The 20,391-nt window shown below is 62.7% G+C and carries 20 protein-coding genes; 10 read left to right on the top strand and 10 right to left on the bottom strand.

Annotated features, from left to right (window positions below; all coding sequences use genetic code 11):
* Positions 1 to 10 precede the first annotated feature (10 nt).
* The 4 genes from CCE89_RS02435 to CCE89_RS02450 form a co-directional block, all read right to left on the bottom strand.
* Positions 11 to 1,066, bottom strand: coding sequence for an NAD-dependent epimerase/dehydratase family protein (locus CCE89_RS02435; RefSeq protein ID WP_086436428.1), 1,056 nt, complete (start codon positions 1,064 to 1,066; stop codon positions 11 to 13).
* Positions 990 to 1,871, bottom strand: a complete 882-nt coding sequence (rfbF, locus tag CCE89_RS02440) for a glucose-1-phosphate cytidylyltransferase (protein ID WP_086436429.1) — start codon at positions 1,869 to 1,871, stop codon at positions 990 to 992. The genes CCE89_RS02435 and rfbF overlap by 77 nt, the downstream gene beginning before the upstream one ends.
* Positions 1,872 to 1,873: 2 nt before the next feature.
* Positions 1,874 to 2,821, bottom strand: a complete 948-nt coding sequence (locus CCE89_RS02445) for a glycosyltransferase family 2 protein (RefSeq protein WP_234989901.1) — start codon at positions 2,819 to 2,821, stop codon at positions 1,874 to 1,876.
* 251 nt (positions 2,822 to 3,072) lie between these two features.
* Complete coding sequence (locus CCE89_RS02450) at positions 3,073 to 3,381, bottom strand: hypothetical protein (RefSeq protein ID WP_086436431.1); 309 nt, start codon at positions 3,379 to 3,381, stop codon at positions 3,073 to 3,075.
* 497 nt (positions 3,382 to 3,878) lie between these two features.
* Between CCE89_RS02450 and CCE89_RS02455 the strand changes: the two genes are divergently transcribed.
* From CCE89_RS02455 to CCE89_RS02465, 3 genes are all read left to right on the top strand, one after another.
* Complete coding sequence (locus tag CCE89_RS02455; RefSeq protein WP_086436432.1) at positions 3,879 to 4,592, top strand: GIY-YIG nuclease family protein; 714 nt, start codon at positions 3,879 to 3,881, stop codon at positions 4,590 to 4,592.
* A 52-nt stretch (positions 4,593 to 4,644) separates the two neighbouring features.
* Positions 4,645 to 5,772: an acyltransferase family protein gene (locus CCE89_RS02460; protein WP_086436433.1), complete on the top strand. Its 1,128-nt coding sequence runs from the start codon at positions 4,645 to 4,647 to the stop codon at positions 5,770 to 5,772.
* Between the two features lie 89 nt (positions 5,773 to 5,861).
* A complete protein-coding gene (locus CCE89_RS02465) occupies positions 5,862 to 7,079 on the top strand; it encodes a polysaccharide pyruvyl transferase family protein (protein WP_159456562.1) in 1,218 nt (405 codons plus the stop codon).
* Here the strand turns inward: CCE89_RS02465 and CCE89_RS02470 are convergent.
* A complete protein-coding gene (locus tag CCE89_RS02470; RefSeq protein ID WP_159456563.1) occupies positions 7,050 to 7,925 on the bottom strand; it encodes a glycosyltransferase family 2 protein in 876 nt (291 codons plus the stop codon). The two genes, CCE89_RS02465 and CCE89_RS02470, sit on opposite strands and share 30 nt — an antisense overlap.
* 234 nt (positions 7,926 to 8,159) lie before the next feature.
* Here CCE89_RS02470 and CCE89_RS15210 point away from each other — a divergent pair, with 234 nt between their 5' ends.
* From CCE89_RS15210 to CCE89_RS02485, 4 genes are all read left to right on the top strand, one after another.
* A complete protein-coding gene (locus tag CCE89_RS15210) occupies positions 8,160 to 9,674 on the top strand; it encodes a glucosamine inositolphosphorylceramide transferase family protein (RefSeq protein ID WP_159456564.1) in 1,515 nt (504 codons plus the stop codon).
* A complete protein-coding gene (locus CCE89_RS02475; protein ID WP_159456565.1) occupies positions 9,671 to 10,960 on the top strand; it encodes a glycosyltransferase family 4 protein in 1,290 nt (429 codons plus the stop codon). Before CCE89_RS15210 ends, CCE89_RS02475 begins: the two co-directional genes overlap by 4 nt.
* Before the next feature lie 67 nt (positions 10,961 to 11,027).
* Positions 11,028 to 12,161 (top strand): aspartyl/asparaginyl beta-hydroxylase domain-containing protein, encoded by a 1,134-nt coding sequence (locus CCE89_RS02480; RefSeq protein ID WP_086436437.1) that lies wholly within the window; start codon positions 11,028 to 11,030, stop codon positions 12,159 to 12,161.
* On the top strand, positions 12,137 to 12,994 hold the full coding sequence (locus CCE89_RS02485; protein ID WP_086436438.1) for a glycoside hydrolase family 16 protein: 858 nt from the start codon (positions 12,137 to 12,139) through the stop codon (positions 12,992 to 12,994). Before CCE89_RS02480 ends, CCE89_RS02485 begins: the two co-directional genes overlap by 25 nt.
* A 21-nt stretch (positions 12,995 to 13,015) precedes the next feature.
* Here the strand turns inward: CCE89_RS02485 and CCE89_RS02490 are convergent, their stop codons facing one another.
* Entirely contained in the window at positions 13,016 to 13,873 is an 858-nt protein-coding gene (locus CCE89_RS02490; RefSeq protein WP_086436439.1) for a proline dehydrogenase family protein, read from the bottom strand.
* Positions 13,866 to 14,945: a GNAT family N-acetyltransferase gene (locus CCE89_RS02495; RefSeq protein ID WP_159456567.1), complete on the bottom strand. Its 1,080-nt coding sequence runs from the start codon at positions 14,943 to 14,945 to the stop codon at positions 13,866 to 13,868. Before CCE89_RS02495 ends, CCE89_RS02490 begins: the two co-directional genes overlap by 8 nt.
* A 128-nt stretch (positions 14,946 to 15,073) precedes the next feature.
* Here CCE89_RS02495 and CCE89_RS02500 point away from each other — a divergent pair, with 128 nt between their 5' ends.
* Positions 15,074 to 16,177, top strand: coding sequence for an NAD(P)/FAD-dependent oxidoreductase (locus CCE89_RS02500; RefSeq protein WP_086436441.1), 1,104 nt, complete (start codon positions 15,074 to 15,076; stop codon positions 16,175 to 16,177).
* A gap of 6 nt (positions 16,178 to 16,183) precedes the next feature.
* On the opposite strand, the gene CCE89_RS02505 is transcribed toward CCE89_RS02500, so the two are convergent.
* The 3 genes from CCE89_RS02505 to CCE89_RS02515 are packed head-to-tail and all read right to left on the bottom strand — an operon-like array spanning position 16,184 to position 18,650.
* The gene (locus tag CCE89_RS02505; protein ID WP_086436442.1) at positions 16,184 to 16,519 is read right to left on the bottom strand and encodes a 2Fe-2S iron-sulfur cluster-binding protein; all 336 of its coding nucleotides are present in this window, start codon (positions 16,517 to 16,519) and stop codon (positions 16,184 to 16,186) included.
* 2 nt (positions 16,520 to 16,521) lie between these two features.
* On the bottom strand, positions 16,522 to 17,607 hold the full coding sequence (locus CCE89_RS02510; protein ID WP_086436443.1) for a cysteine desulfurase family protein: 1,086 nt from the start codon (positions 17,605 to 17,607) through the stop codon (positions 16,522 to 16,524).
* Positions 17,604 to 18,650: a cysteine desulfurase family protein gene (locus CCE89_RS02515; protein WP_268762213.1), complete on the bottom strand. Its 1,047-nt coding sequence runs from the start codon at positions 18,648 to 18,650 to the stop codon at positions 17,604 to 17,606. Before CCE89_RS02515 ends, CCE89_RS02510 begins: the two co-directional genes overlap by 4 nt.
* A gap of 135 nt (positions 18,651 to 18,785) precedes the next feature.
* Between CCE89_RS02515 and CCE89_RS02520 the strand changes: the two genes are divergently transcribed.
* The gene (locus CCE89_RS02520) at positions 18,786 to 19,442 is read left to right on the top strand and encodes an alpha/beta hydrolase (protein ID WP_086436445.1); all 657 of its coding nucleotides are present in this window, start codon (positions 18,786 to 18,788) and stop codon (positions 19,440 to 19,442) included.
* Between the two features lie 165 nt (positions 19,443 to 19,607).
* Entirely contained in the window at positions 19,608 to 20,282 is a 675-nt protein-coding gene (locus CCE89_RS02525) for an energy transducer TonB (protein ID WP_086436446.1), read from the top strand.
* Positions 20,283 to 20,391: the final 109 nt, after the last annotated feature.

Below are 20,391 nucleotides of genomic sequence, written 5' to 3' on the forward strand. Positions count from 1 at the left end.
TTTTCGCCTTTCACACGCTGACCAGTTGGCGGACGGGGCGCAGGTCCTGATCGACCGATCCCGCTTCGATCCGCTGTTTCATATGCGCGATGCGCTTGTATTTCGGGCCTTCGAACTCATCGAGCTTCAGCCCGCTGGAGACGAAGGCATCGTAGAGCTGCTCGACCCCGCGGCGGCAGGTCCACTGCGGTTTGAAGTTGTGCAGCTTGCGCGCGATGTAATTGCAGTCGACGCGGTAGTTGCGCACGTCGGGGCTGGCATCGTCGGAGAAACCGACCCGCGAATTGGGCACCACGTCGCGCACGATCTCGGCGATCTCGCGGATCTGGTAGTTCTCGGATGTCAGGCCGACGTTGAAGACCTCGCAGTGAACGTCGGTCCGCTCGGCCTCGAGGCTGGCGATATAGGCGAGCGCGATATCCTCGACATGGACGATCGGGCGCCAAGGCGAACCGTCGCTCTTCAGGTGAACCTCGCCGGTGGTCGCCGCCCATGCTGTGAGGTTGTTCACCACCAGATCGAAACGCAGCATGGGCGACAGGCCGTAAGCGGTGGATGCGCGCAGGAAGGTCGGGCTGAAACTGTCGTCGGCGATCGCACGAATGGCGATCTCGGCCTCCACCTTCGACACGCCATAGGGCGTCACCGGATTGAGCTCGCCGCCTTCGTCGATGAAATCGTCGCCCGATGCGCCGTAGTTCGAGCAGGACGAGGCGTAGATGAAACGCGGTACACCGGCCTGCTTGGCCAGATGCGCGAGGTCGATCGAGCCTTGCGCGTTGATTTCCTGTGTCAGGCCCGGACGATAATCGCCGAGCGGATCGTTCGACAGCCCTGCCAGGTGGATGATCGCATCGAGCCCGCGCAGTTTCTCGACAGCATCGGGATCGCGCACGAAGTCACGCACATCGCCGCCGATCGACGGCACCTGCGCTTTCGCAGGGAGGAAGAAGCAGTGTTCGAAGAGCTCGCTGTCGAGCCCTACGACATCATGACCGCGCTCTAACAAGCGCGGCGTCAGCACCGTTCCGATGTACCCCTGATGTCCAGTCAAAAGAACTTTCACTGCCCTCGTCCTTCCATAGTTTCCACGGGGCATTGCCCGAATCCCAGTATTCATTGAGCAGCTGCTTTTCGCGCATCGTATCCATGCACTGCCAGAAGCCGGTGTGGCGGAACGCCATCAGTTCGCCATCGGCAGCGAGGCGCGAAAGCGGACGCTGCTCGAACATTTCCTCTTCGTGATCGATGTAGTTCATCACTTCGGGCTCGAGCACGAAGAAGGCGCCATTGATCCAGCCTTCGCCGATCTGCGGCTTCTCATTGAACTCGGTGATGGCATCGCCATCGAACTCGAGATGTCCGTAACGCGCCGGCGGGCGCACCGCGGTCAGCGTCGCCAGCTTGCCATGCGATTTATGGAAGGCGAGCAGCGCGCCGATGTCGATGTCGGAAACACCGTCACCCCAGGTCACCATCGCGGTCTGATCGCCCAGCCAGTGCGAGAGCTTCTTGATCCGTCCGCCCGTTCCGGCCTTGAGGCCCGTTTCGACCAGGTCGACGTTCCAGTCGGGCACGCAATCGGGCGAGTGGCGCGTGACCGATCCTCGGCGGGTGCCGATCGAGATCGATCCCGACACGCTGAAATGTTCGCGGAACCAGCGCTTGATGTAATCGCCCTTGTAGCCGAGCGCGACGCTGAAATCCTTGAAGCCGTAATGCGAATAAATCTGCATGATGTGCCACAGGATCGGCATCTCGCCGATCTCGACCATCGGCTTGGGCCGCACGTCGGTTTCTTCGGAAAGGCGCGATCCGAGCCCGCCGGCAAGGATGCCGACTTTGACGTTGGAAAGGTCGTGACTGGCCATTGTTATACCGCCTCGCTTGCTTGCTGGCTTCGTGCGGGCCGCACGAAGAGGTTCTTTGCAGCGCCTGCCGCTGCCGGAGAGATCATGTTGGCCAGCTCGAGCCCGTAGCGGCCGAGCTGGATCGGTTTCAGGCTGCGCCCGAGGAGATGCCCGTAGAGCCTCCAGGGCGAGACGATGTCGCCATGACGCGAGGCAATCTCGAACAGATGCTTCGTCAGATTGAGGTGCTCGGCAGCAGCCCCCCGGCTCTTCTTGCCGGTCTGCCACAGGCTGCGCTGCACCTTGTCGTCGATATTGATCGAGCGCTGTTCGTGTTCGCGGTTGTAGAAGATCGCGTCCTCGACCCGCACGAATTTGCCCATGATCGCGTGCTCCGCGATCACGCCGCGATCCGAGCCGTAATAGGGCCGGTGGAGCGTCGACCGGTCGAGATTTGCGCGGCGGAACACGCCGAAAATCGGAAAACAGGTGCCCGACAGCTCGATTGCCTGGCGGAAGCGCAACGCCGGATCGCTATCTTCGAGCGAAGGTGTTTCCTCGCCCGTCGGCCGGGTGATCCGGCCACTACCGGTGATCCCGCGCGTCGAAGCGAAGGCGAGCGCAACGTCGGGGCGCGCATCGAGCACTTCGATACAGGCTTCGAGGTTGTTCGGGCTCAGCGTGTCGTCATGCGCGCACCACTTGAGATACTCACCGCGTCCGTGCTCGTAGCCGAGGTTGTAATTAGCCGAAGCGCCCAGATTGCGCGGATTGCGGATCAGCCGGATGCGGTCGTCCTTGGCCGCATATTCCTCGACCACCGCGCAGGTTTCATCGTCCGACGCATTGTCGCAGACGATCAGTTCGAAATCAGTGAAGGTCTGGGCCAGGATCGAATCCAGCGCATCCCGAATGTAATTCGTCCCGTTGTACACGGGCATCGCAAGGGTAAGCTTCGGATTGGATTGCACCACAGTATGTTTCCAGTTTCGTCCCAACAAGTGCGCGCTTCACGATGGAAGCGCTGTGCGAGGACACCCCCCGTGCCCTCGCGCAGCAATGTGCCGGGACCGGACGGGGTGTGCCCGGTGCGGAACATCGTCTGCTGGAACAAATTACTAGCGGTGCAGAACCCTCAACGGGAGACGCGCACTGTGCTTAGACCAAACGCGCAGGAGGGTAATCCGAAAGGGCAGTTCAGCCCCTAATTGCTATCGGCCCGTCAATTGCTGTCGGCGGCGTCGTGCTCGATCCGATCGGCAAGGATGCGCAGTAGGCCCGGCAGATCGGCCTGCATTTCGAACATCTCGTAAAGATTGACGAGCCCGCCCATCATCGCTGCGCCAACCGCTTCGCGCGGATGGCCGCGTTCGACCAGCCGGGCGTAGCCGGCCATGAGGTTCTCCGAAACTTCGGAAAGGTCGCGAAACGGGATGCTGTCGATACGATCGTATGACAGGCCGAATTCTTCGAGGATCTGGGGGTGCTGCGTAAATATGCCCCCCGCGCGTCCTGTTGCTGGCTTGACCAAGGAACTCTCCCACTTTTCGAAACGACCCAGTGGGACTTGCGCGGTTCTTATTCGCTTCATCCGTCTGGCATCACTGCACTAGGGTAAATAGAGAAACTCTAGCAACAGCTATTCCGGTCAGATTTCCTGTATGATTACGTAATCCACATTCTCTGATGCTGCGCCAAGGGATTGGGAAATTTCCCTAGGTTCTAATACCTTGGAAGCATTGGCCTCATGCCTCGCCCCCCTCCGCCAGCACCCGATTAAAAGGCGGCAAACCCGCGCTGCGTGTGGTCCGTTCACCGCGCCGATTGCGCGACCTGGAATACCCCTTTCGCAGTCAAAATCGGTCTAGTCCGAGATAGCCTTTGCCCACGCACTCTCGCGCGCGATAGTTTTTCCGCCAATTTCGTTCGGCATCGGACGGACTGGCGTGCGGGCATTCACCCAGAGTTCCCTTCAGCACCCCCGACCGTTTCGCACAGCCGCGCATCATACGGCGGAGGGACTCAACGATGAGCGCAAAAGAGGGAACGGTCTTCATCCTGACCAATGACGCGATGCCAGGCTTTGCGCGGCTCGACTTCACGACCAAGGATGATCTCGCGACCCGCATCCGCAAGATCAACCGGTCCGAACTGCCGGTGCCCTTCAGGCTCTATTTCGCTGCGCAGGTCGCCAATTGCGAACTGGTGGAGCGCAATATGCGCTATCTCTTCGCTGACTATGCCGAGGCGCGCGACGCGACCTACTTCAAGGTCAATCCCGACATGCTGCGCGCCGCGATCGAACTGGCCGCGACCGCGATTGTCGAATTGCCGGATGAAGAGATCGGCATCTCGCCCCAGGACCGAGAGCAGATGGACAAGATGCGCGCCTATCACGACGCATTGCGCTTCGAAGCGCTCAATGCCGAACCGGGGGCGACGCTCTGCTTTTCGCGGGACCGGAGCGTGACCTGCACCGCGATCGGCAATGGCATGGTCGAATTCGACGGAACGGCCGCGACACCTGCCGATGCCTCGGCCAAGGCTATGGAATCGCTCGGTTTCGACTGGGGCGAGGTTGCGGCGACGGAATACTGGATACCGCATGCCGGACCATTTGCCGCCACGCCGCGCACGAGCGCCGAAGCGCCCGGAATGGACAGCGTGCTGACCCGCATGCCCAATGGCCGCGAAGAGGCGAGCAGTTCGCCCGTCATGTTCATCCGAAACAACAAGATATGACCCGGCACCAGGCCTCATTCGAGCATAGCCCCCGGCGGCGGAGCGATTGCGTGTGAGGTATTTCTGGGGCCTCGATCTCATCCGCTTCATTTCGGCGGTGATGGTGGTGTTGTTCCACTTCGCAGCCTTCGGCGGCGATGTGCCCGCATGGCCGGTTGACCCTGCCGAAGCACCGATGGGCTGGCTCTCGCCCTACGCCTGGATGGGCTGGATCGGCGTGCAGATATTCTTCGTCCTTTCGGGTTTCGTGATCGCCGCCAGCGCGCGCGGATCGACCTCGATCACTTTCCTCAAGAAGCGCGCGATCCGTCTGCTGCCGGCCCTGTGGATCTCGGCCTGTCTCGCGCTGACCGCTCGCGCGCTCTGGGGCGAGCCACTTGGCGAGTTGATCCCCGCCTTCCTCCGCACGCTCGTGCTCTCGCCCAAGGGGCCGTATATCGACGGGGTCGTGTGGACGCTGGTGGTCGAAGCCGCCTTCTACCTTTGCGTGGTCGTGGTAATCGCCCTCGCCTCGCGGCTGGGCGGCCATGAGAAGGCGCTCGGCCGGTTCGCCTGGCTGCTCGGCGCGGCAAGCGCGGCTTTCACGATCGTGTATTGGGCGAGCACCGCCTCGCCTGGGATCGCCAGCGTTACAGGCACCATAATCCCGCTCGACTCCTTCGTTTTCGACGTCTCCTTGCTGAGACAAGGCGTCTTCTTTGCGCTGGGCATGCTGCTGTTCGAAGCGATCGAGCGCGGCATGACGCCAGCCCGGCTTGCCGTCATCGCGGCGCTCACACCCTTTTGCGCGCTGCAGATTCACAACAATGTCGGCGAGGCACCCGCCTCGCTCGTCCCCATCGCGATCTGGGGGCTGGCGACGGCGCTGATCTACCTTGGCGCGCGCTATGGCGATCGGCTCGTGAAGCGCGACATGCGGCCAATCATGCGCCCGATCGGCCTCATGACCTATCCGCTCTACCTCAACCACTTCGTGCTGGGCGCAGCCCTGCTGCCGATCCTCGCCAACTGGATCGAGAGCTCCGCGATCGTCTTCGCATTGCTTTTTGCGATCCTGCTCGCGAACGCCTGGGTCATGGCGCAATATCCCGAACGCTGGATCCAGCGCCGCCTCAAGCGCTTTCTCCTTGAGCCGCGTGAGCCCGCCAGCCCGGGGAAGATCCAGGTCCTCGCCGGATGAACTACCATATACCTCGGGATGGAACTGACCGGAAGGCCAGTTGCGAGCCCGCGTCCGGGAAGGACAGGCTGCGCATCGGCCTCCTCAATGTGAAACACAGCCCGAACCTTGGCGACGGCATCATCGCCGAATGCCTCGAAACCGAGCTATCCCGCATCCGGCCCGACTGGCAGGTCGCATCGATCGACCTTGCGGGACGCGAGGAATACGGGACGGGCCTCGATGCCTCGCGCGGGCTTGTCCTGCGTATCCTGGAGGCCCTGCCGGGACCGCTTCGGCAAATCGCCACCAGTGCCGCCCTGTCGCTGCTCATCGCGACCAAATACCGCCCGCGTTGGCGTCGGCGCCTTGAAGGCACGGCGGGCGTCGTCGTCGGAGGCGGACAGCTTTTTGCCGATACCGACCTCAATTTCCCGCTCAAGCTACGCGCCGCTCTCGGCGAGGTGCGGCGGGCCGGTGCGCATGCCGCTGTCTTTGGCGTGGGCGTGGCACGGGAAATGTCGAAACCTGCGCGCAGCCTGTTCCTGTCCGGATTGCGCAAGGTCGATCTGTGCCACGTAGCGGTGCGTGACGGAGCCTCGCGCTTCAACTGGAACCGGCATTTTTCGCGATCCGGGTTGCCAGAGGCAAGCCTGTGCTGCGATCCAGGACTGCTGGCCGGTGAGATCTACCCTTTGGCAGAGCAGTCGGAACGCGACCGCCCGCTGATCGGCTTGGGAATCGTCAATCCCCGAACCCTCGACCTTCATTCGCACGACGATGACGACTTCTCGGTCCGCGTCGCGCGCGAGTTCTGGGTGAAACTGGCGCACGCTCTTCTTAAAACAGGTCTGGATGTCAGCCTTTTCACAAATGGCCCGCACGACGACGAGTTGTTCCTCGAGAGCGTCCTTTCCGCCGCGAGTGACCCGCGGATCGCACGTGCAGCGCGGCCACGCACGCCGTCGGATCTGGCGGCAACCATTGCCGGCTTCGACGGTGTCGCTGCGCACCGTCTTCATGCCTGCATTCTCGCCTACGCTTTCCGCGTTCCGCATGTCGGATTGTCCTGGGACCCCAAGCTGGAGGCATTCTTCACCTCGGTCGGCAGGCGGGGCTATGTCGCGAACCATACCGAGGGCGAGGCGGCCGAAATCGCCGCGATGGTCGGCACGGCTCTCGATGAAGGGATCGATCCCGCGACCCATGCGAGAACGATCGCGACAACCCGCCATGCAATAGAGCAATGTGCGGAGAGTCTGGAGCGAGCTATCGGCGGCGCGAATGCCGCCGAGCCATCAAAGATCGAGGATACGGTCGGGGCGTGATCGCCCGCGCATGATGTCGACCAGTCCCACGAGATTGCCCTTCAGCCGGCCACGCCGATCTATGAAGGGTTCGGGCCAGACCGATCTGATCGTGTTCACCACCAGGTATTTGGCAATGTTCTCATACATCGGACGCTTGGGCGCGGTCCCCTTGCGAATGAGATACATCGAGTTCGCGACCTGCGAATAGCCGAGCCGCACACCCGAGGTGCGCCCGGCCTTGATTCCGCGATGCACACCCACCAGCCGGCTCAGCCGCAAGAGCTTGCCCTCGGTCATCAGCTGATAGGTCAGGTCGAGGTCTTCCATCCAGCCGTAGAGCGGCAGGTTCTCGTCGAAACGGCGATTGCCCAAGGCCGCGCTACGGACCGCCATATTGCACCCGTAGAGGCCGAACAGCTGTTCTTCATCGGGATTGCCATTGGGGAAGAGCTGCGTGTGGCGCTCGATCGTCTCGCAGGCTTCGGCGCGGCTGAGCCCGGCGCCATGGACCCCGTCGGCCAATACCAGCCCCGTAGCCCCGACGAGATCGCGGCGCGCCTTGAAGACCTTTTCCAGCCGCTCGAGATAATGTTTCTCCGGAACGAAATCGTCGTCGAAGAAAACCAGCACATCGCAATCATCGGCCACCAGGTCGATCGCAAGGTTGCGCTGGATGCAGCTGCCCTTGTGCTTGCTCAGCAGCGTTTCGTTGCCGAGCTCCTCGTTCGGCGAAGGCGCATCCTGCGGTCGTGCAACGGAGAAGATCGTGCGGTCGGGCTTGCGGGTCTGAGCGCACAGATCCTCCACCAGCTCCTCGGCCGCTTCACGCCGGCCAAGCGTCGCCACGATCACCGCTATTCGCACGCCCTGCTCCCTTCCGATGGATAGCCCAGATGGCGTCATAGCGTGTTTCAGGGGTCAAGCGGCACTGACCAAGAATCGTACCACTTAATATACCATGCTCCGCGCTCGCCGGGCGCGTATGTTTCGTCCGAGATGGGCAGACGCGAAACCTCCAGGTTGCCGTTGAAAGTCGCGATCCTCGTGAAGGAGGATCGTGCGCTTGAATCATGGGAAACCGCCCTATTTGAGCGGGTTATGCGCAATCCGGAAGTCGCGGTCACGGCGTTCGTGGTGGCGGGCCCGAGCGATGCCGCCATCCGCCCCTCCCTTCCATTCAGGCTGGTTTCGGCGCTCGACCGGCGCCTGTTCGGCCGCGCAAACGATGCCCCTTTCGAAGGAGTGATGGGCGCTTACCACCAAATCCCGAAGGTGCATTGGAATGACTGGATAAAACAAAGCGGGGACGTCGACGTCCTGCTTGCGCACTGTGCTACCAAGTCGGCGCCGATCGCGGCAGAGCTGTGGGAATACCATTTCAATGCAGATTCGGGCGCCTCTCCGCAGGCTTTCGGCTTCAGCGAGGTGCTCGCCGGCGAACCCGTTACCGAGCTTGCCATCCTGCGCAGGCGGCCCGATGGAACCCGGGACGTAGCGTGCCGCTGCACCAGCGGAACCAAGTTCAGCGCTGCCTTCAACGCCGCATATGCGAAAGGCATGCTGCCATCACTGGTGGAGCGTGAACTGGTGAGCAGTGCGCGCGGCAGGTCCAGGGCCGACCACACGCAATCGGCAAGCTTCGACATCCCTTCCCCTCCGCGCCAACCGACACTCGTTGAAACCGCGCTCTATTGTGCGAGGTTAACCGCGACAGTGGTCCGCCGCATGGTCACCGGCGCCCTTCGCAAGCTGGGCGGCGAACCGGGAAACTGGTCGCTTGTCGTCAGCGAGGGCGACATCCTCAACTCGCCGCTCGACCGCCTGACCGAGCTCAAGCAGCCCAAGGGCGAGTTTCGCGCCGACCCCTTCCTGTTCGAGCGCGGCGGAGAGAAATACGTTTTCTTCGAAGCCTGCGGCCACGGCGGAGCAAAGGGACGGATCGAGGTTGGCCGCATCGCGGGCGATCGCCTCGAAGATGTCCAGGCGCTCGATCTCGGCGATGCGCACAATTCCTACCCCTACATCTTCGAGCATCGCGGCGACGTTTTTATGATCCCCGAGACGCATGAGCGAAACCGCGTCGAAGTGTGGCGCTGCGTCGATTTCCCCGGGCAGTGGACACTTCATGCGACCGCGCTGGAAGGGGAGTCTCCGGCGGATACCGTGCTGTTCGAATGGGAAGGCCAGCACTGGCTCTTCACCAATCTCGGATCCGGCAGCTTTCATGACCATTGCGCCGAACTTCATGTCTATCGCGTCGATGGACCGGGTCTTGAGACAATCGAGCCGCATCCGCTCAACCCGGTCGTGATCGACACCACCAGCGCGCGCAACGGCGGACGACCGTTCATCCGCGACGGAAGGCTTATCCGACCGGGCCAGATCACCAGCCATGGCCTCTATGGCTACGGTCTCAAGCTGCTCGAAGTGACCCGGCTTTCGATGGACGACTATGCGGAATGCGAGGTCCGCAGGATCGAGCCGCAACTCGATCGCAGCACTACCGGTTGCCATCATTTCGATGTCGCGCAGGACATGTTCATCATGGATGTGCGGCGCGCCTATGGCGCCAAGCTCCTCGGCGCGCGTCCCATCGCGGTGCGTGCGACATGAACCCGCAGCGGATCATCATCCTCAACGACCGTTCGAAAGCGACCGGCGGGGCAACTTCGCTCGCGCTGCTTTCGGCGCGGCAATTGGCTTCCGCCGGATACGAAGTCATCTACGTGACCGGCGACGATGGCTCGGAAAGCGAGCTTCCCGAGGGGATCGAACTCGTGACGCTGGGCGACAGGTCGCTGCTGGAGCTACCCTTCGCGCAGCAGGTTTCCAAAGGCCTCTACAACCGGGCGGCGGCGAGGCTGGTGGAGCGCGTGATCGACCGCTTCGATACGCCGGGCACGGTCTATCACCTGCACGGCTGGGCGCAGATCCTTTCGCCCGCGGCGCTCGGTGCGCTGTCGCGTGTCGAAGACCGGCTGGTGGTGCACGCGCATGACTTCTTCCACGCCTGCCCCAACGGTACCTATTTCGACTTCCGCAAGGAGGCTGTGTGCAATCTAGCGCCGCTTAGCGCCGCGTGCCTCGCCACCAATTGCGACAAACGCAGCCGCGCGCAAAAGGTGTTTCGGACGGCCCGCATGCTGGTGAAGGACCAACTTCTCAGCCTGCGGCACACGCGCGCATTGGTGGCAGTGATCCATCCCTTCATGGCAGAATGGCTCGTCCGGGCGGGAATCGATCCCGACCGCATTCGCGTGGTCCGCAATCCGGTGAAGCCGTTCCGGCCGGACCGGGTCGAGGCAGAGCGAAATGCAGAGATCGTATTCATCGGACGGGTCGAGGAAGAGAAAGGCGCCGATCTGGCGGCGGAGGCCGCGCGCGCAGCAGGCCGCCCTTTGAGTATTATCGGCGATGGATCGGACAGGGCGCGACTTGCCGCGCAGTACCCTGAAATTACCTGGCATGGCTGGCGCTCTCACGCCGAGATCGCCGATCTGATTGGCAGCGCGCGCGCGCTCATCATGCCCAGCAGATTGCCCGAACCGTTTGGTCTCGTCGCGCTCGAGGCCCTGCAAAGCGGCGTTCCACTGGTCGCATTCGACGACAGTTTCGTCGCCCGTGAAGCGGCCGAGCTTGGATGCGCTTTCCTCGCCCGGGGGCGGCACGCGGGATCGCTTGCGAGTGCAGTCACGGAGCTCGATGATGACGAGCGGATCGAGGCGGCCAGCCGTGCCGCATTCGAACAGTCACACGCTCTTTCGCACACGCACGAAAGCTGGCGCGACGGATTGCTCGACCTTTACCGCGAGCTTCTGGAGAGCGAGCCGAGCGTGGTGAGAGAGCCTTCGAAATCGTCCAGCACAAACGCCGGGATACAACAAGTCCTTTCGCCCTGAGCGAAGCGGGCGGCTTGACACGAACATAGAGAAACAGGGCCATTTCAAGGCCCGAAAGGGAAGAAAGATGGACGGGATTGCAGCCTTCAAACGGATATTCACCTTCCTCATCGCGCAGATCGTGTTGCTGATCACTGCCGCAAGCTATCTCACCTATATCGCAATGCACCACGCGGGCAGGCCGGACATGGCAGTTGCCGCCGCGACCGCACTAATCTTCGCGGCAATCGCCCTGCTGGTCATGCGCTATGCTTGGCCGATCGGGATCACCGGGGTCGAGCTGTTCTGGGGAACGAGCGTCAAACAGCATGTCGAACGGCTCATGCTGCCAGCGCTCGCTTTCGGCGCAGGCGCGATGTTCCTCACGGCCGGCGCCTTCGCATTTGCCGGCCGCACAACGGTCGCTCGCCTTGTCGAAGCGCTGCTGGCAGCCTCCGCCATCGGTGTGCCCCTGATCGTCTCCTTGCTTCTGATCGTGTCGGCAACCCGTCGGCTGAGGGCTTATCGGAAAGGCCATGCGATGATGGAGGCCAAGCTGGAACAGATGCCCGAATTGGAGAGGGTTTCCGTTTCGATTGCGAGCGAGGAAGGATCGACCGACACGACGGTGAGGCCCGATCCACAAGGCTTTACCTTCGCCGGACTGACATCGAAACCATGGTACGAGGCGAGCGATTTTCCCTGGGTCGCCGCGTTCGAGGACGCGGTCGACGAGATCACCGCCGAATACGAAGCGCTGCGGGAGCAGCATGCGGACGGCATAAAGGCATACAGCTACGCTGGCCTGGAAGGGGATTTCTGGCAGAGTTTCCAGTTCGTCACGCGGCACCGCGAAATGCCCGAAAGAACCGTACTCTGTCCGAAAACCGCCGCTCTGCTAAAGACGATCCCCCACTATCCGGCCTTCCGCGATGCGATGTTCTCCATCCTCGAGGGCGGCGGGGTCATTAGCCCCCATCGTGACGTGTCGAATGTTTTCCTGACGATGCACCTGCCGCTAATCGTGCCGGGCAACGGCTTCATGGAAGTCGGCGGCCTCAAGCGCGAGTGGAAGCGCGGTGAGGCGATGATCTTCGATTCTTCCTATCATCATCAGGCGCAGAACAATTCTAACGAGGACCGCGTGGTTCTGCTGGTCGATTTCCTCCACCCCGACCTGACCGATGACGAGGCGCGGTGGGTCCACGCGTCGCGGCTATGACGGGTCTCGCGCGACCATGGTTCGCCTCGCTCGCGCTGCTGGCACTGTTCAGCTGCAGCGGCGCGGCCGAGGAAGCCCGCGGTTCCCGAGGGACTGAAGGCCAGACACTCGATCTGGCGGAGTTCGAACCGTCCTTCGCCGAGGAATTCGATAGCCTGGACGTTTCCGAATGGGGCTGTCTCACCAAATGGATCGCGCACACGCCCTGGGCGGGCGACTTCGGCTCGGCGCGCTTCATGGCGCCGGGCAAGGAGTTCCCCTTCACTATCGAGAGCGGCGTGCTATCGATCCATGCGCGGCGGCGCGCAGGGGGAAGCTGGCAATCGGGCATGCTGTCGTCCTGGGACGCATGCAACAGCGGCTTTGCCCAGAAATACGGCTATTTCGAAACGCGGATGCGCCTGCCCGAAGCGCCCGGTTTCTGGCCGTCATTCTGGCTGATCGGTGTCGACAAGAGCCGCGGCACGGCGGAGATCGACGTGTTCGAATATCTCACACATGAGCCAGGCAAGTTCAGCCTCGGTCTTCTCAAGCATCCTGCGAAGGAGGGACAGGAACGGCTGAGCTACACGACCAAGCATCAGATCGAACCCGGCCTGCTCAGCGATCGTTTCAACACCTTCGGAGTGGAAGTCTCGCAAGCGGAGACGGTGTTCTATCTCAACCGTGAAGCGATCTGGCGGACCGAGACGCCGGACGAGTTCAACCAGCCGATGTATATGCTCGTCTCTTTCCCCGCCGATACGGGTGAGATGGACAGGACGACGCCCGACAATGTGCGGATGGAGGTCGACTACGTCCGCGCCTACCAGCGAAAGCCGATCGGATTTTGAATATGTAAGAGGCGGGTCCGCTCAGGCGGGCTCGCGCTCGGGCACCTTGAAGGTCCGGCCCAGGATCGTGTCGCGCGCCAGCCAGTAGAGCATCACCGGATTTCGTGCCGCGCGCGAAAGCGAATAAGGGAGCCAGGCCGATCCATAAGGCAAGTAGAGCCGTGCCTTGGCGCCGAAGCGTTTGCCTTCGGCCAAGGCCGGTTCAACCGGCAGCGGGAAGACGAACTCCTGCTCGAACGGCGTGCCGGCATCGTGGAGTATTTGCATTGCCTTGGCGGCCAATGGCGCGTCATGCGTGGCAACGCCGACGAAGGACGCGCGGCCTGCGAGCCGCTCTATGACGCGCAGATATCCCTCGCGAAGGTCGATGTCGGGATCGGTCGGGTCGACCCACTGCCCCTTCACCACGCGCACCCGTACGCCCATGTCGATGGCGATCTCGGCATCTTCCAGGCTGCGATGCCAGCGCCCCGGAATGGCCCAGCCCATCCCCTCCGGCCCGGTCTTTTCGAGGGCGGCAATAATATCGTCAGACTTGTGCGGATCATGCGCGTCGAAAATGACCTGTTGGCCCAGTTCACGTGCCCGCGCCACGACACGGTCGATCTCTTCCTGCCGTTCCCACAGCGCAGGAATCTTCGCCGCCAGCGCGAGGTCGAGACCGCGTTCCGCGCCCTGTTCCATTATCTTGAGATATTCGTCGGCGACGACGGGGGGCTGCTCCTTGCCATCGTTCCAGTAACACATGGTGCAGGAGAAACCCGCGTGTGCGGCCCGCTCGGCAAAGTCGAGCGCGCCGGGAAGATCGTCTCCCGCGACATAGGCACGCGTGGCATGCTTCACGAGCGGCATGACCATTGGCGCAATGAGTTTACGCATGCTGTTCCCCCGGTTCGGGATTCAGGCGCGCCGCGATCCGTTTGCGTACAACGGCAATGCCGTCCGCCAGAAAGGCGGCGAGCCCGCGCAAATTATACGGATAGGTCCTGAGCGTTGCGATCGGCCGAGCATCGCCGGCCCAAAGCTTGGTCCATTCGGCTTCCTTGCCGAGAAACTCGTAAGTTTTGAGGCCCCTGGCCGCTGCGTGCGAGATTGTCTCGCGCATCAGCAGATTGCCGGGCGAGACCTGCTTGAAGGCATCGTCATAGCCGACCTTGATCAGCCAGAAGCGGTCGTCGCTTTCGACAGCGAACTGCATCGCTGCGGCCTTACCGTCGATCCGCATGAAGCACAGCCGCAGGATACCCGCTTCCATCGCACGCTCGGCATAGGCGCGGTAGAAAGCTTCGGTCCGCTCGTCCTGATTGATCGCGGTGCCCGAACGCCCCTTCCAGCTTTGCGCTTCGACCGCGAAGGCTTCGTCGAGCAGCCGCTGGAGATTTCCGGCATCCGGTTCGACGATCTCGTAGTTTATCTCGCCGAGCGCCTCGGCCTTGCGCGACATCCGGCGAAAATCGGAACGGCGGCGGCTGTTGAAATGGCTCTCCGGCTCGGTCCAGCTTTCGTCGAGTACGATGCGCGGCATGGCCCGCATCGGCTGTTCGGCCACGACGACCTTCGCCTTGCCGCGACAGGCGGTGCGCAGGAGTTCGAGGAAGCGCGTGTCGGTTGGGTGGTGGCCGAAGCGCATCGGCTCGCCCGAATTGGCAATCCGTTCGGCGAGCTCGCGCAGCGCCTGCTCGTCTTGTGCGGCAACCTCGATCGATTCCCACAGGTCCTCTGCGCCCAGCAGCACCTGACGGCGCGGGCCGGACGCAGGCTCGGCGAAGGGGGCAATTGCGACCGGCTGGCCAGGCGAGCCGACCAGTATTGCGCGCACGTCGCCGCGGGCCAGCGTATCCTGATAGGCTCGCGCCCAGATGTACTGGCGCATCGGCGTGCGCGGTTCGGCTGGGGCGGAGTCCCAGATTTCCTGAGCAATTTCAGACAGAGGTGTGGTTGCGGCCAGCATCACGCGCTTTTCTAGCCCAGGCAGGACTGATCCCGGAAAGGCTCTTATGACGTACCGCCTTGGGAGCAATATGGCGCAAAGGGGTGAGGTATCTGGCGCGGGGACCGGCAGCTGGGCTAGCAGCAGGCATGGACGAAGTGGAATGCATCGTGATCGGCGCCGGTGTCGTGGGCCTCGCTTGCGCTGCCGCGCTTGCCCGGGCGGGGCGCGAAGTGCTGGTGCTGGAAGCGCAAAGCGCGATCGGCACGCAGACCAGCAGCCGCAATTCCGAAGTGATCCATGCCGGGATCTATTACGAGCCGGGCAGCCTCAAGGCGCAGCTATGCCTGCGCGGCAAACAGTTGCTCTATCGCTATGTCGAAGAACGCGGGATTGCGCACCGCCGCACCGGGAAGCTGATTGTCGCCGCCGATGAAGAGCAAATCGCGCGGCTAGAGGCCATTCGCGCCAATGCAGAGGCAAGCGGGGTCACCGACCTGCAGAGGATTTCCCGTGACGAGGCTCGCGAACTGGAGCCGCAGGTCGCCTGCTATGCAGGGATGCTCTCGCCGTCGACCGGCATCGTGGACAGCCATTCGCTGATGCTGTCGCTCCAGGGCGATCTCGAGAATGCAAGTGGAATGGTCGTGCTCAATACGCCTGTCGAGGGATGCGCCATCGAGCAGGGTCGCTTCGTCGTCACCACCGGTGGCGAGGCACCGATGCAGGTCCGCTCGCGTATCCTCATCAACAGCGCGGGACTTGCAGCGCCGAAAGTGGCTCGCGCGATTGATGGACTGGATGCGGCCAACCTTCCCGAAGCCCACTACGCGATCGGGCATTACTACCGCCTGTCAGGCCCCTCGCCCTGCAACCGGCTGGTCTATCCGCTGCCGGAGGAAGGCGGGCTCGGCATTCATCTCACGCTAGACCTCGGTGGGCAGGCGCGTTTCGGACCGGACGTGCGCTGGATCGACGGGGTCGACTACAGCTTCGACGATGCACGGCGCGAAGAGTTCATCACCGCAATCCGCAGCTACCTGCCGGACCTCGATGCGGACAGGCTTGCGCCCGATTACACCGGGATCAGGCCGAAGCTGGCCGGACCCGGCAGCGGTGCTCAGGATTTCCGCATCGATGGCGAAGCAGCGCATGGCGTGCCCGGCCTCGTCAACCTGTTCGGGATCGAATCTCCGGGCCTCACGGCGAGCCTCGCCATCGGGGACTACGTTACCGGGATGCTCACAAACTGAGCGCGGCTACATGCGCCGCATGTCGTAGCTTTCGACCGGGATAGTGACCGTCAGCCCGTCCATCTCTGCCGTCAAATCGATCTGGCAGGACAGGCGGCTGGTGCGCCGCACACCGGCGGCAAAGTCCAGCATGTCCTCTTCTTCCTCGACCGCGCCGGGCAGCTTTTCGAACCAATCGGGATCGACGATCACATGGCAGGTCGAACAGGCCATCTGGCCTTCGCAAGTGCCCTCCAGCGGCATGCCCGCAGCCTGCGCCACGCGGAGCAGATTGTCGCCCGGCTCGGCGCTCGCTTCGTGCGTATCGCCGTTGGAATTGATGAAACGAACCGTGATGCTCATGGCTATTGCTCCGTCAGTCCCTGGTCTTGCGCTGCAGCATTGATCTCGGCAGCGGCCTGCTCGATCTCTTCGAGGGTCGTGTAACGCCCGAAGCCCAACCGGATCGAGTTTTTCGCCTGCTTGTCCGAAAGGCCAATCGCCTTGAGCACGTGGCTGGGCCGGCCAGACCCGCTGGCGCATGCCGAGCCGGCGCTGAACATCACATTGCGGCAGTCGGACATGAGGCGGTTCACATCGAGACCCGTGCGGCGAATGTTGAGATTACCGTGCCAGCGCGCTTCGGCGCTGCCGTTGAGCGTCCAGTCGGAAAACAGCTCTCGCGCGCGCTTCCACAGCATTTCGACATGGGCCGCATCCTCTTCCAATCGCTCGCTCGCGACCTCGGCCGCCGCGCCGAAGCCCGCGATCAGCGCCGGACTGAGCGTGCCCGAGCGCAAACCATGCTCTTGCCCACCGCCGGTCTGCTGTTCTTCGAGCGAAACACCATCGCGGACCCACAGCGCGCCGACGCCCTTGGGCCCATGCAGCTTGTGCGCCGATACCGCGATCATGTCGGCACCGGTCACCAGCATCTTACCATAGGCTTGCACCGCATCGCACAAGAACAAGGCATTGTTTTCCTTGGCCTTGCGGTGCCATTCGACCGTTGGCTGGATCACGCCGATCTCGTTATTGGCCTGCATCACGGCGATCAAGCGCGTGTCATTCGGCACGTCCTGATTGGTGTTGCATTGCCCGTCCTTGGCAACGTTGAGAATATGCGCCTGTCCCAGCGCCTGTGCCGTGTCCAGCACGGCGGCATGTTCGATCGCGCTGACCGAGACGCTGCCGTTCTTGCCCGAACCGCGGATCGCGAGGTTTATCGCTTCGGTCGCGCTGCCGGTGAAGATCACCTGTCCTCCGGCGGGGAAAAGCGCCGCGACCCGCTCGCGGGCAAGCTCGATTGCGGCCTTCGCCTGCCGCCCCATGCGATGCGGGGAATGCGGATTGCCAAAGCCAGTGCCATCGGGCCCGTCAAGCCAGCGGAGCATGGCATCGCGCGCATCCGGCGCGAGCGGAGTGGTGGCCTGATAGTCGAGATAGATCATGATTTTGCCATCTCTAACCACACATCACAGAAGCGTTCCACCTCTGCGCGGGTGGTGTCCCAGCCGATACTGACGCGGATCGTGTTGGCCGCAACGTCCGGCTCGACCTGCATCGCCTCGAGAACATGGCTGGTTTTCATCGTTCCGGAAGAACACGCACTGCCCTGGCTGACCGCGATGCCTGCCATGTCGAAGCGCATGACCTGCGCCGTGGCACTCATATTCGGCATGGCGATGGCGCGAATGTAGGGGGTGGGGTTGGACAACCTGTCGGACAGGCAAGTGCCGCCGATGCCGCGCACTTCACCCACAAACTGCTCCAGCGGCTCGACAACATCGGGATCAACATAGGGATCGCTTGCGCCTTGCAGAGCTGCAGCCATTCCCATCGCGCCCGGCAGGTTCTCGGTCCCCCGGCGGTAGCCGCGCTCATGCCCGCCGGAAGGCGAGAGCATGGCATAATCCTTCACTAGCAATGCGCCGATACCGATCGGCCCGCCGAACTTGTGCGCGGAGATGATCGCCATGTCGCATTGCGGCAACGCGAGTTTCCCTGCGCTTTGCGCGCAGTCTGCTAGAAGCAAACCACCCGCATCGCCCACCAGTCGACCGATCGCTTCGAGATCCTGACGGTTGCCCGTTTCCGAATTGATCTGCTGCACCGCGACCAGCGGCTTCTCACGCTGCACTGCCTCTGCCAGCACTTCCATATCGAGCGCACCGTCTGATCCGACCGGCAACCGTTCCGCATCCGGCACAGCTTTCAGCACCGCATCATGTTCGACCGCGCTGACCAGCCTAGCACCCGCCTGCGCATTGTGCAGCGCCAGCGCGGCGGCCTCGCTCGCGCCGCTGGTGAAAATCAGTTCGCCGTCCCAGCCGAGACTCGCCTTGATACGATCGCGCGCATCTTCGAGCGCAGCGCGGGCCTTGCGCCCTTCGGCATGGGGGCTTGAGGGATTGGCCCAGATTGCGATGCCTTCCTCCATTGCCGCGCGCGCTTCGGGGCGCAGCGGACTGGTCGCGGCATGGTCGAGATAAATCCGGTCGGAAATGGTGAAGCCCCGCTCTGTTTGGCTGTATGGTTATCGCAATTGCAGATTTCCCCGCTCGCACTATATAGGCGGGCAAACGGGCAGCGCCAGTTCGGGCGCAGCCGATCAAGCAGGTTACTCACGATGCCGTCAGTCATTTTTCCCGGTCCAGAAGGCCGTCTCGAAGGTCGTTTCTCTCCGCCCCCGCGCCCGCGTGCGCCAGTAGCGTTGATTCTCCACCCGCACCCGGAAGGCGGCGGTACAATGAATGACCGCATCGTGCAGCGGATGTACAAGACTTTTTCCGACCGCGGTTTCGCCACGCTGCGCTTCAACTTCCGCGGCGTCGGTCGCAGCCAGGGCAGCTTCGACAACGGGATCGGCGAATTGTCGGATGCCGCATCGGCGCTCGACTGGGTGCAGTCGATCCATCCCGAAGCGCAGACGACCTGGGTCGCCGGCTACAGCTTTGGCGCGCTCATCGGCATGCAGTTGCTGATGCGTCGCCCCGAAGTGCGCGGCTTCATCTCGGTCGCGCCACCTGCAAACATGTACGACTTCAGCTTCCTCGCGCCTTGCCCCGCCTCGGGCATCTTCATCCAGGGCGCATCGGACACGGTGGTTCAGCCACCTGCCGTGCAGAAGCTGGTCGACAAGCTGCGCACGCAGAAGCACATCACGATCCACCACGAGGAAATTCCGCGCGCCAACCACTTCTTCGAAAACGAAATCGAAGATCTGATGGGTTCGGTCGATAATTATCTCGACTTCCGCCTGGATCCCGACTGCCCGATCAAGTGATCGGGAGCGGCTGCGCGCCGCCCTCTTCCAATTCGTAGCAAACCCGCGCTCGGGCCTGTCCGGCCTGGTGCAAAGGTGCTTGCTTTGACTTGATTTGTGTTATGTTGTAACATTGCAATTAGTCGCAGAGAAACCGCGGCCTTTTGGAGAAGAGGAGCAAAGACAATGGCATTCGCAGACGAGAAGAGCCTGAGAGATCGCAGCGCCGGAATAGGCGGGGTCGTGGTCGTCCATGCAGGATTGGCAGCACTCCTCGTGCTGGGCCTCAGCACAGAGGTCACGAAGCAGATCTTTACCGGCCCTCTGCCGACGAGGGAATTCAAGGATCCTCCGCCGCCCCCTCCTCCCGAACCGCCCAAGCCGCAACCCCGGCAGCAAGCACCGGCGAACCCGGTCGTCACCCCTCCGGTTCCGATCCCGATGCCGCCCAAGCCGAACCTGTTCGAGACGACCATCGAACTGCCGCCACTGAGCGATGACCTAAGGCTCACGCCGCTGCCGAAGGGCCCGATCGAGCCGCCTGCTCCGCCAGCACCTGCTTTCGATCCCGTGCCTGCGATGCCGCGCAACGATGCCGCAAGCTGGGTGACCGACAATGACTACAAGAGCCGCTGGATACGCGAAGGCATGACCGGCACCGCGCGATTCCGACTGGAAATCGCAGCGAATGGTCGCGTGTCGGATTGCCGCATCACCCAGTCTAGCGGTCACTCCGCGCTCGACGAGGCGACCTGTTCGCTCATCACGAAACGGGCGCGCTTCAATGCCGCCAAGGACGGCAGCGGAGCGAAGACGACCGGCTCCTTCAGCAGCTCGATCCGTTGGCAACTGCCCAACTGAGTGACCCGTTTGGCCGGGTGCACTGGCAAACGCTCCCTGATTGCCAAGACGCACCCCGAGGCCGCTTGCCGCCCCCCCCAACCGGCAAGCGGCCCAGCCTTGCTCGACT

The sequence above is a fragment of the Altererythrobacter xiamenensis genome (assembly GCF_900177715.1).
Lineage (GTDB): Bacteria > Pseudomonadota > Alphaproteobacteria > Sphingomonadales > Sphingomonadaceae > Erythrobacter > Erythrobacter xiamenensis.

What these genes read in the sequence shown, in the direction of transcription:
- CCE89_RS02500 (WP_086436441.1), top strand. Translation starts at nt 15,074, where the DNA reads ATGGACGAAGTGGAATGCATCGTGATCGGCGCCGGTGTCGTGGGCCTC.
- CCE89_RS02475 (WP_159456565.1), top strand. Translation starts at nt 9,671, where the DNA reads ATGAACCCGCAGCGGATCATCATCCTCAACGACCGTTCGAAAGCGACC.
- CCE89_RS02495 (WP_159456567.1), bottom strand. Translation starts at nt 14,945, where the DNA reads ATGCTGGCCGCAACCACACCTCTGTCTGAAATTGCTCAGGAAATCTGG.
- rfbF (WP_086436429.1), bottom strand. Translation starts at nt 1,871, where the DNA reads ATGGCCAGTCACGACCTTTCCAACGTCAAAGTCGGCATCCTTGCCGGC.
- CCE89_RS02520 (WP_086436445.1), top strand. Translation starts at nt 18,786, where the DNA reads ATGCCGTCAGTCATTTTTCCCGGTCCAGAAGGCCGTCTCGAAGGTCGT.
- CCE89_RS02480 (WP_086436437.1), top strand. Translation starts at nt 11,028, where the DNA reads ATGGACGGGATTGCAGCCTTCAAACGGATATTCACCTTCCTCATCGCG.
- CCE89_RS02505 (WP_086436442.1), bottom strand. Translation starts at nt 16,519, where the DNA reads ATGAGCATCACGGTTCGTTTCATCAATTCCAACGGCGATACGCACGAA.
- CCE89_RS02510 (WP_086436443.1), bottom strand. Translation starts at nt 17,607, where the DNA reads ATGATCTATCTCGACTATCAGGCCACCACTCCGCTCGCGCCGGATGCG.
- CCE89_RS02490 (WP_086436439.1), bottom strand. Translation starts at nt 13,873, where the DNA reads ATGCGTAAACTCATTGCGCCAATGGTCATGCCGCTCGTGAAGCATGCC.
- CCE89_RS02525 (WP_086436446.1), top strand. Translation starts at nt 19,608, where the DNA reads ATGGCATTCGCAGACGAGAAGAGCCTGAGAGATCGCAGCGCCGGAATA.
- CCE89_RS02455 (WP_086436432.1), top strand. Translation starts at nt 3,879, where the DNA reads ATGAGCGCAAAAGAGGGAACGGTCTTCATCCTGACCAATGACGCGATG.
- CCE89_RS15210 (WP_159456564.1), top strand. Translation starts at nt 8,160, where the DNA reads ATGCGCAATCCGGAAGTCGCGGTCACGGCGTTCGTGGTGGCGGGCCCG.